This is a genomic window from Photobacterium atrarenae (assembly GCF_024380015.1).
Taxonomy (GTDB): Bacteria; Pseudomonadota; Gammaproteobacteria; order Enterobacterales; family Vibrionaceae; genus Photobacterium; species Photobacterium atrarenae.
This window is the reverse complement of record NZ_CP101509.1, coordinates 1,689,450-1,706,059: the sequence shown is the minus strand read 5'-3', so window position 1 is coordinate 1,706,059 and position 16,610 is coordinate 1,689,450. Positions and strand designations below refer to the sequence as shown.

General features: G+C 52.2%; 16 protein-coding genes. 6 read left to right on the top strand and 10 right to left on the bottom strand.

Features of this window, described 5'->3' with window-relative positions; all coding sequences use genetic code 11:
• Nucleotides 1-6: 6 nt before the first annotated feature.
• Entirely contained in the window at nt 7-402 is a 396-nt protein-coding gene (locus NNL38_RS23620; protein ID WP_255391320.1) for a DUF2391 family protein, read from the bottom strand.
• Nucleotides 403-509: 107 nt separating this feature from the next.
• Between NNL38_RS23620 and NNL38_RS23615 the strand changes: the two genes are divergently transcribed.
• Together NNL38_RS23615 and NNL38_RS23610 are read left to right on the top strand one after the other, a co-directional pair.
• Nucleotides 510-713, top strand: coding sequence for a hypothetical protein (locus NNL38_RS23615; RefSeq protein WP_255391319.1), 204 nt, complete (start codon nt 510-512; stop codon nt 711-713).
• Between the two features lie 219 nt (nt 714-932).
• Nucleotides 933-2,045, top strand: a complete 1,113-nt coding sequence (locus tag NNL38_RS23610) for an LbtU family siderophore porin (RefSeq protein WP_255391318.1) — start codon at nt 933-935, stop codon at nt 2,043-2,045.
• Between the two features lie 83 nt (nt 2,046-2,128).
• Here the strand turns inward: NNL38_RS23610 and arsB are convergent, their stop codons facing one another.
• A complete protein-coding gene (gene arsB, locus NNL38_RS23605) occupies nt 2,129-3,148 on the bottom strand; it encodes an ACR3 family arsenite efflux transporter (RefSeq protein ID WP_255391317.1) in 1,020 nt (339 codons plus the stop codon).
• 161 nt (nt 3,149-3,309) lie between these two features.
• Nucleotides 3,310-3,618, bottom strand: a complete 309-nt coding sequence (locus NNL38_RS23600) for an ArsR/SmtB family transcription factor (protein ID WP_255391316.1) — start codon at nt 3,616-3,618, stop codon at nt 3,310-3,312.
• Between the two features lie 144 nt (nt 3,619-3,762).
• Here NNL38_RS23600 and NNL38_RS23595 point away from each other — a divergent pair, with 144 nt between their 5' ends.
• Nucleotides 3,763-4,281 (top strand): DUF4136 domain-containing protein, encoded by a 519-nt coding sequence (locus NNL38_RS23595; RefSeq protein WP_255391315.1) that lies wholly within the window; start codon nt 3,763-3,765, stop codon nt 4,279-4,281.
• A gap of 155 nt (nt 4,282-4,436) precedes the next feature.
• On the opposite strand, the gene aroG is transcribed toward NNL38_RS23595, so the two are convergent.
• The 5 genes from aroG to NNL38_RS23570 all read right to left on the bottom strand — a co-directional run bounded on the left by aroG (nt 4,437) and on the right by NNL38_RS23570 (nt 9,545).
• Nucleotides 4,437-5,492 carry a 3-deoxy-7-phosphoheptulonate synthase AroG gene (gene aroG, locus NNL38_RS23590; protein ID WP_255391313.1) on the bottom strand — a complete coding sequence of 352 codons (1,056 nt, stop codon included), beginning with the start codon at nt 5,490-5,492 and terminating at the stop codon, nt 4,437-4,439.
• Nucleotides 5,493-5,913: 421 nt separating this feature from the next.
• The gene (locus tag NNL38_RS23585; protein WP_255391312.1) at nt 5,914-7,395 is read right to left on the bottom strand and encodes a cobyric acid synthase; all 1,482 of its coding nucleotides are present in this window, start codon (nt 7,393-7,395) and stop codon (nt 5,914-5,916) included.
• Nucleotides 7,396-7,480: 85 nt separating this feature from the next.
• Nucleotides 7,481-8,113: a histidine phosphatase family protein gene (locus NNL38_RS23580; protein WP_255391311.1), complete on the bottom strand. Its 633-nt coding sequence runs from the start codon at nt 8,111-8,113 to the stop codon at nt 7,481-7,483.
• Nucleotides 8,114-8,286: 173 nt separating this feature from the next.
• Nucleotides 8,287-8,832: a bifunctional adenosylcobinamide kinase/adenosylcobinamide-phosphate guanylyltransferase gene (cobU, locus tag NNL38_RS23575; RefSeq protein ID WP_255391310.1), complete on the bottom strand. Its 546-nt coding sequence runs from the start codon at nt 8,830-8,832 to the stop codon at nt 8,287-8,289.
• Between the two features lie 125 nt (nt 8,833-8,957).
• On the bottom strand, nt 8,958-9,545 hold the full coding sequence (locus NNL38_RS23570; RefSeq protein ID WP_255391309.1) for a TetR/AcrR family transcriptional regulator: 588 nt from the start codon (nt 9,543-9,545) through the stop codon (nt 8,958-8,960).
• 137 nt (nt 9,546-9,682) lie between these two features.
• On the opposite strand from NNL38_RS23570, the gene NNL38_RS23565 reads away from it, so the two are divergent.
• On the top strand, nt 9,683-10,726 hold the full coding sequence (locus NNL38_RS23565) for an alkene reductase (RefSeq protein ID WP_255391308.1): 1,044 nt from the start codon (nt 9,683-9,685) through the stop codon (nt 10,724-10,726).
• Between the two features lie 116 nt (nt 10,727-10,842).
• On the opposite strand, the gene ileS is transcribed toward NNL38_RS23565, so the two are convergent.
• A complete protein-coding gene (gene ileS, locus NNL38_RS23560; RefSeq protein ID WP_255391307.1) occupies nt 10,843-14,049 on the bottom strand; it encodes an isoleucine--tRNA ligase in 3,207 nt (1,068 codons plus the stop codon).
• A 300-nt stretch (nt 14,050-14,349) separates the two neighbouring features.
• Here ileS and NNL38_RS23555 point away from each other — a divergent pair, with 300 nt between their 5' ends.
• Entirely contained in the window at nt 14,350-14,715 is a 366-nt protein-coding gene (locus NNL38_RS23555; protein ID WP_255391306.1) for a YgiW/YdeI family stress tolerance OB fold protein, read from the top strand.
• A 156-nt stretch (nt 14,716-14,871) separates the two neighbouring features.
• Nucleotides 14,872-15,687 (top strand): alpha/beta fold hydrolase, encoded by an 816-nt coding sequence (locus tag NNL38_RS23550; RefSeq protein WP_255391305.1) that lies wholly within the window; start codon nt 14,872-14,874, stop codon nt 15,685-15,687.
• A gap of 70 nt (nt 15,688-15,757) precedes the next feature.
• Here NNL38_RS23550 and NNL38_RS23545 read toward each other — a convergent pair whose 3' ends face one another.
• Nucleotides 15,758-16,573, bottom strand: coding sequence for an alpha/beta fold hydrolase (locus NNL38_RS23545; RefSeq protein WP_255391304.1), 816 nt, complete (start codon nt 16,571-16,573; stop codon nt 15,758-15,760).
• Between the last annotated feature and the right edge of the window lie 37 nt (nt 16,574-16,610).

Below are 16,610 nucleotides of genomic sequence, written 5' to 3'. Positions count from 1 at the left end.
ACACCATTACTCTTTATCAAAGCTGTCTACCACAATCGCTCCCATAGATGCCGGCATCGCTATCAACACAATACGCTTGAATGACAACAACGGCTCCGACAGAAACGGCAGTTTATCGAGTGCCAGAAGCACCAGGCAGACGACAAAAGCCGTGATCAAATAGGCCACCACAATCCGGAAAATAAAGACAGGTATACGTCGGCGAATATCGGCCTGAAACACACTTTCATAGGCAAAGAACCCCAAGAAAAAAACGGACAAGATAAATACCATCAGCAAATTTTTCATGGGGAGCGTTTCTCCTAATCGCCAGGCTTCTTCCGAAAAAGAAATGGGGACGGCTAAAGCAAATGCTCCGACAAAAACCTGGCTGGCATCTTCCATGTTAAAACTGAATTTCATATTTGCTGATTTGCCTCCATTAATTGGCGCCAAACGTCTTAGCCATGATACACGCAGGCAACGAGCCTTCACTATATTGAGATTATATCAATCCGCGAGTAGTTGAGGTGGAAGGACGAGCTCTGAACGCTGATAACAAAATGATTCTCGACGCCTTCATCGAGAACGGCTTACATCGTGAATACACCATCTATTGCCTGTTCCCGGACTGTGATAAAACCGTGATTGAACTACAGCAACATCCTGCCCGCTCCATTAAATTCAATGACGGATTCGAACTGGCAGCACACTCATCTCTTGATAAACGCTAAAACCCAGAAACCTGGCATTCCATCCAATTCCGTAGGTTGCATGTCGAACAAGTGCTTTTTTCCCTGAAAGTCTTAACATTGATACTCAGTCTCAGCACCATAACACTGGTCCATCGTGCTTGCTGTTCTAGACTTCATATACATAACAAATACAAAGCAACCTCATTTTTTGTGTGGCTAGATAATCCTGCGCATTATTTAGATATCAGGGATCGAGCAATGAAGAAGACGATTGCCACAATACTCTCTATCGCCAGTCTATTTTCCGCCAGTTACGCCAACGCTTCTGAGCAACGCCTGTCCGAGCTTGAAAGCCGTATCGAAAACCTCCAACAACAGTTGGCTGCTCAAGAATCCGATGGCTATAGTTCAGCTTTAGAAAACAGCTGGACCCAACACGTCAGTATCAGTGGTCTCATCGAGGTAGAAGCCGGCTATCATCGCCCGTATCTCGGCGACTCGACCAGTGATCTCGTCCTGGCCACCGCTGAGCTGGGGATCACTGCCGATATTAGCGATTGGGTTCATGGCGAAGTCATTTTCCTGTATGAAGAAGATGGCACCGATTTGGAAATCGATGTTGCAGCGATCCATATCTCCCCGCCCCGTGCCCCATGGTATCTGTCCGGAGGCCAGTTTTATCTGCCATTCGGGGTATTTGAGACCCATATGGTTTCCAGCACACTCACTTCAGATATGTCCGAGACCAGAGACACTGCGTTCCTGGCCGGCGTCGCCCAAAGCGACTTTTATGCCAGTGTCTTTGTATTCAATGGTACCAACAAAGAGGACGGCAATGATCATATCAACAACTGGGGTGTCCAGTTCGGACTGGAGACAGAGGCTGCCGATACAATTTTCCTCAGCGAACTGAGCTATCTCAATGACATCGGAGATTCTGATACTTTGCAAAATGTCCTGAGTAGCCCCAATGTCAATGACTACACCGCCGGCTGGAACTGGTTTGCCAAAGTGGACACCGGCCCCTTTTCCATGATCGGCGAGTACACATCGGCACTGAGTGAATTTGAGTCCAATGTGCTGATGTTTAATTTAAATGGTGCCAAGCCCAGCGCCTGGAACCTGGAGCTGGGCTACCATTTTATGATCAACCAACGTCATGCAACGATCGCGCTTGGCTATCAAGGGACCGATGAGGCGCTTCCGCTGGAGCTCCCTGAGGAGCGGATGCTGGCAGCACTTTCTGTCAATGTGCAGGACAACACCGCCGTATCTTTAGAGTGGGCAAGGGATCAGGACTATGAGGCCTCTGAGGGTGGTACCGGTGAATCAGCCGATACCGTCACCCTCCAGCTCGCCGCAGAGTTTTAATGACAATGACAGTCAACCCATACGAAAAAGCACCTGCCCGCAGGCTGGCGCTTTTTCTGGTTATCTCGGATTCAGCCAAGCCTTCAAGCCGCGCTCGACTCGAATTGCCGCTTGGTTCGGTTGGCATAAGCCACCAGTGAGAGCATCACCGGTACTTCAACCAACACACCAACCACGGTGGCCAGCGCAGCCCCTGAATGAATACCGAACAGGCTAATCGCTACCGCAACTGCTAACTCAAAAAAGTTTGATGCCCCGATCATACTGCCCGGCGCCGCAACACAATGCGGCTGTTGCCACTTCTTCATCCAAATATAAGCAACCGCAAACGTCAGATAGGTTTGGATCAACAATGGGATCGCAATCAATACGATGTCGACCGGATTATCCAGAATGGTTTGGGCCTGAAAACCAAACAACAGGATCACGGTGCCTACCAGGCCACCAATCGACATCGGTTTCATGGTCGCTGATATCTTATCCAGCTTCTCGGCACTGCGGACAAAATGACGCGTGAGCACACCAGCGACCAGAGGAACCACCACAAATAAACTGACAGACAACAACAGCGTGTCCCAAGGCACTGTGACTTCAGTCACCCCCAGCAAAAACGCTGCAATTGGCGCAAAGGCAACCACCATGATCAGATCATTCACTGCCACCTGGGCCAACGTGTAGTTCGCATCTCCTTTGGTCAGCTGGCTCCAGACAAACACCATCGCGGTACACGGTGCAACCCCCAGCAGGATCATCCCGGCAATGTACTCTTCTGCCAGGGTGGCCGAGATCCAGTCACCGAACACATGGCGCATAAAAAACATCGCCAGCAAGGCCATGGTAAATGGCTTGATCAGCCAATTTACCGCCAAGGTAATCACCAGGCCTTTCGGACGACGGCGAATATCCGCCACAGCCTTGAAATCAACCTGCATCATCATCGGGTAAATCATCAGCCAGATCAGCACAGCAATCACTAAATTGATCTGCGCATATTGCAGCTCACCCAGAAATGTAAATAGCTCAGGCAGAAGCGAGCCCCCAACCAGACCGGCAATCATCCCCAGTCCGACCCAAACACTCAAAAAGCGCTCAAAAATCCCCATATTTTCACCACTGTTAGAGGCGGTTCATCCGCATTTATTTGATACCCATTTGATTCCGTAGTGGGTCTACCGAATCAAATGGGCACTTACATAGTTAATCGTCGATTCACGATTGGACAACTCGTAAAAAAGGTCACGCTCCCGTGACCTGATATACACCGCTAGAGGTAACCTAACAGCGCTCGAAATTCTTCCAGCTTCTGCCGGTTGACGGTAAAACAGGTTCGCGGTGGCTGTGATTCTGCTGTTACAAATCCCGCAGCTTTCAGGATCCGTAAATGTTCAGAAACCGTTGATTGCGCCAGTCCCAGTTCACCTACCAGATCACTGTTCAGACAGCCTTGCTGCCGGGTCAGGATCCTTAGGATTCGGACGCGCGCAGGATGAGCAATCGCCTTTGCGGCCGCAGCCAGCGTCTGCTCCTTCGCTTCATCAATTTCTACGCCGACCAACCCGGTAATACACCCCATGCTTCCCTACTCTTTCGCTCATCGTCGAATGGCGATATTAGATATAAACCTAAAGTCTGTCAACGCCATCCCTGTTCGGGAGGACAGAAAGCGTTCAGGTGCGATTGCTATACTAGATCGTAGGATTTCATGAGGTTTCCGATTATGTTGCCATTTCTTCGATTATTGCTCCTAACCCTGATTCTGGCAGGCTGTAGTGCGCCGGTAACCACGGACTACAATACCCAAATCAACTACGATCAATTCAAAACCTATCAGTTTGCACCGGGCCACAGCAGTTATGTAATCAGCCTGGACGACTCCCGAGTCGAAGAAGCCATTTCCGTGCAGCTTCACAGTAAAGGGCTCAAGCAGGGAGACAATGCCGATCTCACTGTCAAACACTACATTCGTCAACAGTCCGATTTTCAATCTTATGGCACAAGCGTCGGCTTCGGTTACGGATATCGGCATATAGGAGTAGCCTACAGCACGCCTGTACGATATCGCGAATATACCTACGGCAAATTGATTGTTGAACTCATCGACAACCAGAGCAACCAAATCGTCTGGCGCGCTGTCTCGCAGCGCAAGTTAACCGAAAGCATGACGCCTTCATCCCGGGAAGCATTCATTGACGAGCAGGTGTTTGAAATGTTCAAAAACTACCCACCCGCTAGCTAATACCAATCAAAGTAAGTCAGTGAACAGAAATAGCGCAGGAAAACTGTTTGAGAATAAAGCGCGACGCCGCTTCTCCGGCGCATTGCGATAAAAAGCAAAGCCAGGCAGATGCCTGGCTTTGCTTGACTGGCCATCAGTTATGAATAATTTGCTGCTTACTGAGCCTCACGACGCTTCGCCACGCTGGCTGCCAGTTGACGCAATACCTTCTCTGTGTCTTCCCAGCCAATACAGGCATCGGTAATACTCTGACCATAAGTGGCCGTTTGTCCCTCAACGATATCCTGACGCCCTTCAACCAGGTGACTCTCAATCATCACCCCAAAGATAGCCTGATTGCCCGCTGCAATTTGCTCACCGACATCTTCGGCTACCAGCATCTGACGTTGGAACTGTTTCAAGCTGTTTGCATGACTGAAATCAATCATCACTTTCTGGCGCAGGCCGGCTTTCTCCAGCTGAGCAGTAATGGCCGATACATGTTCAGCATCGTAGTTTGGCTCTTTCCCGCCACGCAGGATGATATGACAATCCTCATTTCCGGCCGTCGATACAATCGCCGAATGCCCATACTTGGTCACAGACAGGAAGTGGTGCGGCGCACTGGATGAGCCGATCGCATCGGTTGCAATCTTAATGTTGCCGTCGGTACCGTTTTTGAAGCCGACCGGACAAGACAAACCTGATGCCAGTTCACGGTGAACCTGAGATTCTGTCGTCCGGGCACCAATCGCGCCCCAACTGATCAAATCGCCCATGTACTGTGGGGTGATCATATCGAGGAATTCACCCGCCGTCGGTACACCGCTATCAGTCAGATCCAGCAGCAGCTTACGCCCGATCCGCAATCCATCGTTCAGTTGAAAGCTGCCGTCCATGTACGGGTCGTTAATCAGGCCTTTCCAGCCCACGGTCGTACGCGGTTTTTCAAAATAAACCCGCATGACGACTTCAAGCTCCCCTTTCAGCTCTTCACGCAGCGCCTTCAGACGCTGACCATATTCCAGTGCCGCTTCCGTATCGTGAATTGAGCAAGGACCGACGATGACGAGCAGTCGATCATCTTCATCATTGAGAATGTTGTGGATCGCCTGTCGGGCCTGAAATACTGTTTCAGACGCGGTTTCGGTGGCCGGAAACTTTTCCAGCACCGCGACAGGTGGCAACAGTTCTTTAATCTCGCGAATGCGTACGTCATCAGTTTTATGCATGTTTCTACTTCCCGTATTACTCTCACCCGCCAACGTGTAAATATATATATACAGACTTTGTTGACAGTAAATACCACTTCCAATTGACTTTAACTTATCTCCTTCAACCGAGATGTGCAATCAGTATTTGAAAATAAATTACAATCAACGAGATAGAACAAAAATCGACCGGGAGGCGCTTAATTTGGTGGGGTCATCAGCAAGTTGAGGAACGTTCCCACGATCAACACATTGGAAAATCAGCGCATGAGGTTGTATATCAGAAGATACTTAATTTGAATCTCACACGGCGGGTCGCATCGAGAAGGAAAAACTGCCAGCGTCAAACATACCGACAGCCAGAAGGCGAACGTTGCGCTTTGAGCAAAAAGCGGCTCCTGCAAAGAAACCGCTTTGGACACTGCAAACAGTAGATTCATATTCAGACAGCGCTGAACTTGTCCTGCCACTGGGGCCACAACCTAGCTAAGTCCATATGCTGCTCAATCGCATCAGCCAAGCGATCAATCTGCTGCTCGCGGAGTACATCGAAGTCCGGGGTTTGGGTCGCAGTTAGTCCAGCCCAGGCCAGAATTGCATCACATGCTTCGCGCTGTTCGAAAATGCCGTGCAGATAGGTCCCGAACACCTGGCCGTTGAACGCGATCTGTCCATCCGGGCCATCGGTCAATTGCACCGGCGCATCCGAGCGGACACCTTCGGTCACCCCGGCGTGGATCTCGTACCCGCGCACCGGCACCGCTTGCTGATCCGGCATCGTCAGCTGGCCCTGGGTTCGTTTCAGCTGCTTTTGCGGCGCCAACACGGTTGAGGTTTGCAGATAACCCAGCCCACGGCTCTCTCCAGATTCGCTTTCAATACCATTTGGATCAGCAATAGACTCGCCCAGCATCTGATAACCACCACAAATACCCATCAATTTGCCGCCGAGGCGTACATGGCGAGCAATTTGCTGATCCCAGCCTTGCTCGCGCAAAAAGGCCAGATCACTGCGCACACTTTTGGTGCCGGGAATAATGATCAGATCGGCCGGTGGTAGCAGCTCACCTTTACCGACAAATTGCAGATCGACCTGCGGATGCATCCGCAGCGGATCAAAATCGGTATGATTACTGACCCGGGTCAGCACCGGGACCACCACTTTCAACTGCTGCGCAGCCGGCGCCACCTGCTGAACATTAATCGCATCTTCCGCTTCCAGCATCAGGCCATGCAGGTACGGCAGCACCCCGAGCACAGGCTTGCCGGTTTTTTCTTCCAGCCAGTCAAGTCCGGGGGCCAGCAGTTTGATATCCCCCCGGAACCGGTTGATCACAAACCCGATCACCCGATTCTGTTCCGATTCCGACAGCAGGGCCAACGTGCCGTAAAGATGTGCAAAAACCCCACCACGGTCGATATCGGCCACGATAATGACCGGAACATCGGCCTCTTCGGCAAATCCCATATTGGCAACATCGTTTTCACGCAGGTTAATTTCCGCCGGACTGCCTGCCCCCTCGATCACCACGGTCTGGTATTGGGATTGCAGCTGTTGAAATGAGTCCATTACCGGCCCCATCACAACTTTCTTGTAACCGTGATAGCCCACCGCATCCATGTCCGCCAGAGCCTTGCCCTGCACAATCACCTGAGCACCAATGTCCGTATTCGGCTTTAACAACACCGGATTCATATGAACCGTCGGTTCGATGCCGCACGCCTGAGCCTGCACCGCCTGCGCCCGGCCGATCTCGCCGCCGTCTTGGGTCACTGCACTATTGAGCGCCATATTTTGCGACTTAAACGGCGCAACCCGGATCCCTTTTCGCGCCAGAACCCGGCACAAACCGGCCACCAGCACACTTTTCCCGGCATCCGACGTGGTCCCCTGGACCATCAACGCCTGCGTCGTTAACTGCATGTTTTGATTCTCACTTCTTGATTATTCTGTCTATCGCAATTGTGTTTTACCCTACCCGGCAATGAATTGATCAGCGTTGAATGACTTACCAAGATTCATATTGCTGCTGCGTTGGCCACTGGATCTGCGGCCAACTATCACCATGCTGATCATGAAAAACCGTGACACGGTAACGCGCCGCATAAGGTAAATCCAGCCGCTGCAAATACAAGGAACTCTCCGGCATTTCCAGCAGGATTCGAAGCAGTTGCTTCATCACCCCGGCATGGGTCACCAGAAGCAGCCGTTTACCACGATGGCTGTCCAGCAACGACTGCCAGGCCCCCTGAATCCGGGCATCAAAGGCCTGCAAGGTTTCCCCACCATGCGGCGTACTTTGCCAGGGATCCTGCCAGTACTGGCTGAGCACCTCCCCGTGAGATTGCCAGAGGCTATCTCTGCTCTGGCCATCCCAGTGACCAAAGTCCATCTCTTTCCACACCTCAAGTTGCTCAATCGGCAACGAAAAGCGTTCGGCAAATTGCTCGGCGAAATGACTGCAGCGCTTGAGCGGGGACGACAACACCTGCTCGACATCGACCAACCCGTCGACAGCCGCCGCCATTTGCTTCAGGCCGGCAGCCGTGATCGGAAAATCCGTATGGCCCCGCAGGCAACCATCGCCTTCCGGCAACCCATGGCGCAAAATATCAATTCGAGTGGTCAATGTCTGATTCATGTTGTTCTCCTTACACCAATCTTATTCAGTAAATGACCTACTTTTTCGTGAGAGAAAATGACCAAATGCAAGGCGGAAATTGCCGTAACTAGTTGCTCTAATTACAAAATTTCCAACGCAGCAGTTGATAAGTTTAGCCACTAAAAATGGTCAGATATTGATTGAGATTGGTATTACCATGCCGGTCCTTTGAGTACTTGGGGGAGCCCGGCGATCACAAACACCACGCGCTCGGCCTGGCGGGCGATGGCCTGGTGCAGCCACCCACTCTCATCGACAAAACGCCGGGAAAGCTCGCCCATTGGCACAATCCCCTGGCCGACTTCGTTACTTACCAGAATAATACGGCCTTCGGCATGCAATAATGCATTTAAAAAATCGCGTTTGTATTGTTGCCAGTCCTCATCGGTCGCACCTTCCGCACACAGGCAGTTGGTCAGCCACAGGGTGAGACAATCAATCAGTAAACAATTCTCAGGCCGGCTGTAGCGCTTGATCACAGCCGCCAGATCCAGCGGCTCTTCGACCAATTGCCATGAAGCAGGACGTTGCGACTGGTGCTGAACAATGCGCGCTGCCATCTCATCGTCACCGGCCGTAGCGGTTGCGACATAAATCACGGGCAATCCGGAGTCAGTCGCCAGCTGCTCTGCCAGGCTGCTCTTGCCCGAACGTGCGCCACCCAGGATCAGCTCCGTTCCTTTCAGCTCAGATTCCACGTTTCACCGCTCATATCTTATCGTGATTGATCTATGCATTGTAAGGGAGTGCAGACAGGCCCTCAATGGTCAGCGTGCCATATCAACCCAAACACGAACGTGCCAGTGAAGAGAAAAACATCAACTTACAGATCGCTACCACGAATCGCGTTCAGCAACTGCGTAGCCAACCGGTGTAACGCGCCTTTCGGCGGGTGGGTGTGCGAAACCGTCCGGATACCGTAGATCCCCATCACTAAAAACTGGGCTAGCGCTTCACAGTCCTTGTCAGCTGCAATCTCTTGCTGCTGCTGCGCCAACTGGAATTTTTCCGTGAACCCCTGCTGCCATTGGTTCAGCATCTCACTGATCACCGCTTCGACTTCATCATCCTGCTGAGATAGTTCACTCAATGCCTTTTGCAGCAGGCAATCCTTAATCTCTTCCCGCTCACACTCTTCAACAATGTGTTCCAGGTAGCGTTCCAGCGCCGCCATCACAGACGTGGACGTCTCAAAAAATGCAGCAAATTCCGCGCTACGCTCTTCACGATAATGCTCTAATGCGGCCAACAGCAAGCCGCGCTTGTTTTCAAAGGCGCAATAAATCGAACCGGGATGTAAACCGGTGGCTATTTTCAGGTCCTTCATACTGGTTTTGCTGTATCCCTTTGCAATGAAGGCATCCATTGCCGCCCGAAGAACATATTCTCGGTCAAATTCTGCACTGCGCATAGGCTATCTCTGGTACTTAACTATGATTCCATACGGATTGTAAGCCATTTTGAATAACTGTTCAAAAATCTTTCTTGAACAATAATTCAAAAAATACTATCTTGAATGGGCATTCAAGATATAAGGAACAAGCCACCATGACTGATAACCTATTCCAACCCTACGCGCTCAACGATACCCTGACCCTGCAAAACCGAATTCTGATGGCACCGCTGACCCGCTGTATGGCCGACGACGATCTGGTCCCGACAGATACGATGGCTGCGTACTATGCGCGGCGCGCTGACAGTGGCCTGATCATCTCAGAAGCGACGATCATCCGCCCGGATGGTCAGGGCTACCCAAACACACCGGGGCTGTATTCTCCGGCACAAATTGCGGGCTGGCGCAAAGTGACCGACGCCGTCCACGCCAAAGGCGGCAAGATCTTTGCTCAGCTCTGGCACACCGGCCGGGTGGCCCACCCGCATTTCTTTGGCGGGGAATTTGTGCTGGCGCCGTCCGCCGTGAAAGTCGAAGGCACCGTGCCACGGATGCGTGAGCTCAGCTATACCGTACCGAAACCTGCCAGCCATGAAGAAATTGAACAGCTGATCGCGGATTACAGCCAGGCAGCCGCCAATGCGATCGATGCCGGGTTTGACGGCGTCGAAATCCATGGTGCGAACGGCTATCTGATTGATCAGTTCCTGCACTACAGCAGCAACCAGCGTGAGGATGAGTTTGGCGGAACACCGGAAAATATGGCTCGTTTTCCGCTCGCCGTAGTTGATGCGATTGCCGAACGCATCGGCGCAGACCGAACCGCACTGCGGATTTCTCCGGGAGCCTACTTCAACATGGAGACAGATGCCCGTGATCGCCAAGTGTTTGATTACTTCCTGGCCCAGCTGGAGCAACGCAACCTGGCCTTCGTGCATATCGGGATTTTCGACGACAGCACGGTATTTGACTACCTGGAAGGCACCGCATCGGCCTATACCCGTGCCCGTTACAGTAAAACGCTGGTCGGGGTCGGCAGCTATACTGCTGAATCCGGCAGCGAAGCGATTGCCAAAGATCAATTTGATTTGCTGGCCATCGGTCGCCCGTTTATCGCTAATCCAGACTATGTGCAGCGGGTTAAAACCGGTAAGCCACTGGTTGAATATTCAGACACCATGCTGGCTGAACTCATCTGATCCACAATCAGCCAACACAAGCACAAAAAACCGGAAGTCTGAACTTCCGGTTTTTTATTAACTGCCTGATGAAATCAATCGATTGATACCATCCGATGATCCGGTTCAGACGTTAATCACTCAGCTCTCTTAACCAGGACATGAGCTGAAATCGCAATCTGGCCGTGTTCGGTCTTGAACGACACTGACTGTTCATCCGGCGATTCACTGAAGATCAGCTCCTGGGTCAGAGTTTCCTCCGTCAGATAGTCCTGATGGCGCTTGACCCATCCCGCCAGTTGTTCTGGCGCATACAGCGACACCCGGATCCGGTCGTCCACGTTAAACTGAGACTGTTTCCGCAGCTTCTGGATCCGGCTGACCACCTCGCGAACCGCGCCTTCCGCGATCAGATCTTCCGTCAGCTCAGGGTCGACATCCAGCGAGATAAAGCGATTGGAAACGGCATGGGTTCCCGGTTTGGCCTGACGATACAAAACGATCTCCTGATCGGTAAACCTCTGGCCCGCCAGTTCAATGCTTCCCTGCGCCTGCAGTTGCTCCAGTTGCTCATCCGTCAACGCTTCGATCAAGCGGGTATATTGCTTCATCGCTTTACCCAACCGCTTGCCGAGCACCGGGAAGTTCGGTTTGGCATAGAAGTCAATATAAGCCGCTTCCTCTTCGCTAAAGTCGATTTGCTTCACGTTCAGCTCGCTCTGGATATAACGCGACAGCTGCTGAACATCGGCCAGCACGTCTGCTTTCTTGTGCAGCACCGTGATCCGGCTCAGTGGGGTTTTCACTTTGATTTTCAGATCATTACGCTTCTGCCGTCCCATCGCAACCAGGTGCTGCAAGCGAGTTACCGATGCTTCCAGTGCGGGTTTGGTCAAAGACAACTCTGCTTGCGGATAGTCGCACAAATGCACCGACATCGGCGCATCCGCACCGCTTCGAAACACCTTCAGCCCCTGATACAAATGCTCAGATAGAAATGGGGCAAAAGGTGCCATCAGCTTGCCAAAGGTATCTATGCAGCGGAACAAGGTCCTATAGGCCTGCACCTTATCGCGGTCCATCCCAGCCTCCCAAAAACGAGAGCGATTGAGACGGATATACCAGTTGGTCAGCTCCTCAATAAAGTCAAACAGCGCCGGAACCACATTGTACAGCCGGTACTGCTGCATCTCGTCATTGACCGTCTGCGTCAGCGTTTGCAGACGTGACAGGATCCATTGATCCAGGATGTTATCGCTGTCTTTCGCTGACTCGCACCACTGCCAACCGTCCAGCTCCGCATAGGTGGCAAAGAATTTGTAGCCATTGAGCCACGGCAGCAACACCCGGCGCACCATTTCCTGCACCCCGGCATCGGTAAAACGCTGCTCTTCCGCTTTAACCAAACCGGAGTTGATGAGGTACAGACGCAGTGCATCTGCGCCATACGTTTCCATCAGAATATCCGGCGCGGTGTAGTTCTTCAGCCGCTTCGACATTTTCTTGCCGTCTTCGGCCATCACAATGCCGTTGACGATGACGTTTTTAAACGCAGGTTGTCCGAACATGCACTGACTCAGAACCTGGAGGGTATAAAACCAACCCCGGGTCTGGTCGACCCCTTCAGCAATGAAAGCGGCCGGGAAATTCGATTCAAACTGTGCTTTGTTTTCAAACGGATAATGCACCTGCGCGTACGGCATCGCCCCGGATTCAAACCAGCAGTCCAGCACCTCATCAATCCGGCGATAGACGCCGGGCTCGCCTTCCACCGTGAACGTCAGTGTATCCACATGATCACGGTGAAGATCGTCTACCAAGACACCGGTATAGCGCTGTAATTCTTCGCGCGAGCCAATACAGCGCTGCTGCCCGGTTTCATCATTGACCCAAACCGGGATCGGCGTACCCCAGTAGCGATTGCGCGACACAGCCCAGTCTTTCGCGCCTTCAAGCCATTTCCCCATTCGGCCTTGTTGCAAATGCTCCGGCACCCAGTTGATCTGATTATTGTTCGCGACCAGCGCGTCACGCATTTGTTCGACCCGGATATACCAGGACGGCACTGTCCGGTAGATAATCGGCGTATCCGAGCGCGGGCAAAACGGATAGCTGTGAACCAGCGTTTCCTGACGATAGAGTTGCTGGCGTGACTTCAACGCCTGAAGGATCGGCTTATCGGCATCCTTCACATACAAGCCCTGGTAATCATGAACAGCTTCGGTAAACCGGCCACGCTCATCAAGGGGACAAGGTGACACGGTCACGCCATGCGCTTTGGCAACTCGCTGATCGTCTTCCCCGAATGCCGGTGCCATATGGACGATCCCGGTGCCGCTGTCGGTCGAGACGAAATCATCCGCCAGGACCTGAAACGCCCCTTCTTGTGCCATGTCGGCGAAATAATCAAACAGTGGCTGATAGCGTTTTCCGGCCAGTTGGCTGCCCAGACAGCGATCCGTCACTTCAACATCGCGATGGTGACACACTGCCTCCTGACGTGACTCGGCGACCCAGAAGGTGACCCCTGCCTCGCGATCGTGGACTTTGACATAAGCAATGTCGCTGCCGACACACAGCGCCATATTGGACGGCAGCGTCCAGGGCGTGGTGGTCCAGGCCGCCAGATACGTTTCCTCATCGGCGAGTTTGAACAATACGGTGGCCGCGGGATCCTGCACATCTTTATAGTTGGAGCTGGCCTCGAAGTTCGACAGTACAGTGGAAAGCTCAGTGGAGAACGGCACCACTTTTTCCCCCTGGTACACCAGCCCTTTGTCCCACAACTGCTGAAAGACCCACCACACTGATTCCATATACCAGGGCTCCATGGTGCGGTAATCATTCTCGAAATCGACCCAACGTCCCAACCGGGTGATGGTTTTTTCCCACTCGCGAGTATAGCGCTGCACAATGCCGCGACATTCATCGTTGTAACGGGCAATCCCGAGACTCTCGACCGCCTCCTTGGCCGACATCCCCAAAGACTTGTCAATTTCGTGCTCGATCGGCAGCCCGTGGCAATCCCAGCCAAAGCGGCGCTGCACATGATAGCCTTTCATGGTGAAGTAACGTGGGATCACATCTTTGATGGTGGACGCAACCAGATGTCCATGATGCGGCAATCCGGTCGCAAACGGGGGACCGTCGTAAAACACGTAGTCAGGCTTGTCCTGCGTTTGCCGGAGTGACTGGTGAAACACCTGATTTTTTTGCCAAAAATCAAGCACGGCGTGCTCTGCATCGACAAAGGAAAATGACTGGTTGTCGGTCTGATTCGCCTGAGCGGCCGGCTTTGCGCCAGCATCACCTGCGCTGGATAGATTGTCTCGGGATGTACTCATCACTGCCTCGTTTCATTTGGGCCCAAGATGCAGTGATGAAAAACCCGCCTCCTGGGCGGGTTTTAAAATTCTGACAACAGCAACCCACCACTCCTATGGAATGATGATGATAATTCGCTGTTGGTTAAATAATGTCTTCATGCTTTCAACCTAATGGCTATCGCCTCGGCTGTCAATTAAATATTCAATCCATTGACTAGCGCCGAGTAATGAATCGGATGAACCCCGGATGAATTTACGCCTCACGCTTTATTCAGTTCACCTGTTGTTTAATGGTCTCATCAACACGAGGAGAACATCATGAAAAAGACCATTATCGCCCTGACCGCCGCCGCCATCATGACCCCAGCTTTGGTGCTGGCAGATCAGGCAAAACAAACACCGCTGTCCTATCACGGCCCGGTTGAAACCGTTACTGTGACTGAGCTATTGCAAGATACCGGGATGCTGACCGAGCGGGATGCCGTGGTTGAAGGCCAGTTGGTAAAGCAAATCAATGCCGACACCTTTATCTTCAGCGACGCCACCGGTGAAATTCAGGTGGAAGTGGATGACGACGTTCAATTGCCACAAGCCATCAATGCCTCTACCCGACTCCGCCTGTACGGTGAATACGAAGGCGGCCGGACGCCGGAAATTGAGGTCGATCGCATTCAGGTTTTATAATCCCCCAGACAAAGCACTGCCCCCGTTTACCTGACAAGTAAGGGGGCTAGCCTTTTTACATACGCACTCGAACACACATAAAACTGCTTCTCTGATTGTGCTAGACTTTCCCGGCTGTGTTCAATCTCGCATCGCCGTGACAAGTTAAGGACCCCAATGTCAGATACCCTGTTGTTTCACAAAACATACCACCACCCGTCCAGCAAAGATTGGGTTGTCTTTGTTCATGGCGCCGGCGGTAGCTCTTCTATCTGGTTCAAGCAGATTAAAGCCTACAAACAACATTTCAATTTACTGCTGTTGGACTTACGCGGACACGGCAAATCCAACACCATGTTCCAGGACATGATGAAGAACCCGTACACGTTTAAAACGGTCACTCAGGATATCCTCCAGGTTCTCAATCATCATAAGATCCAGTCGGCGCATTTTGTCGGCATTTCCCTCGGCACCATCATCATCCGTACCCTGGCAGAACTTGCGCCGGAGCGGGTGAAAAGTATGGTACTGGGCGGCGCCGTTACCCGACTGAACACCCGCTCGCAGCTGCTGGTTCAGGCCGGAAACTTATGCAAGCACATCATTCCGTATATGTGGCTGTATCAGCTGTTTGCCTATGTGGTGATGCCGCAGCGTACCCAGAAAGAATCGCGCCTGTTGTTTGTGCGAGAAGCGCGGAAATTGTGCCAGAAAGAGTTCAAACGCTGGTTCAAACTGGCGGCGGACGTCAACCCGCTGATGAAGTACTTCAAGGAAAAAGAGTTGGCGATCCCAACCCTGTATCTGATGGGCGGCAATGATTATATGTTCATTAAACCGGTGAAAGAAATGGTCACACAGCACAAGCACAGTCGCCTGACTGAATTAGAAAATTGTGGCCATGTTTGCAATGTCGAACAACCGGATGAATTTAACCAGCATTCGATCGCTTTTATTCAGCAGAATCAGGCACCTCAGGCCATGGCCGGCTGAGATGCCTTTTGAGCGATAACTGACGAACGATAACTTAGCGTTCCACGCTACCACCTTGCGCAACGAAATCTCAGCTGAGCGCTTCGGCCAGGAATGCCGTTAACCGGGCAGTCACCAGGTCCGGCTGCTCCAGGTTACTGATATGGCCCGCAGCCGGGATCACCGTATACTGGCTGCCGTCAATCGCATCATGCATCAGCTGGGACTCCAGCGGCGGACGCGGCCCATCTTCCGCCCCAACCATCACCAAGGTCGGCAAGGTTAGTTGTTCCACATCATCGAATGTGTCACGACGGCCAAAGACCATCCGGCCCATCGCAGCCATGTCCACCGCTTTCTGCCCTTTCAGCTCGGTCAGTCGCTGGCGGAACTGCGCGAACAGTTCAGGATTGGTTTCCTTAACGTTGCGTGAGAAGAACATCGGCGGGATCACATCCAGCAGCGGCTCAGGCACAAATTGAAGCTCGGTGATGCTATCGAGCATACCGAAATATTTATCCCGAGCCACTTCAGGCTCATAGCCGATAAAAGTATCCATCAGCACCAGCGACTGAACACGCGCCGGCGCCTTGAGCACCAGCTCCGCGCCCCACATCCCGCCAACCGACAGGCCAATCACAGAGAATGTCTCGATCTGCAGGTGATCCATCAGCGCCAGAATGTCGTCGGCATAGTCACGCAGGCTACGGGTTTTTGCCGGGGGGGCGTCAGACAGACCGTGCGCCCAGAAGTCCGGCACAATACAGCGGTAGTGCTGGCTCAGTGCTTCCACTTGCGGTGCCCACATGGCGCTGTCCCACAAGTAGCTGTGACCAAAAACCAATACCGGTCCTTCGCCCCTGTCCACAAAATGCATGGTTTGATTGTCGATGGTAAATGTGCCCATGAACTCAAGATCCTATTTCTATTTGTTTTTCAGTCAG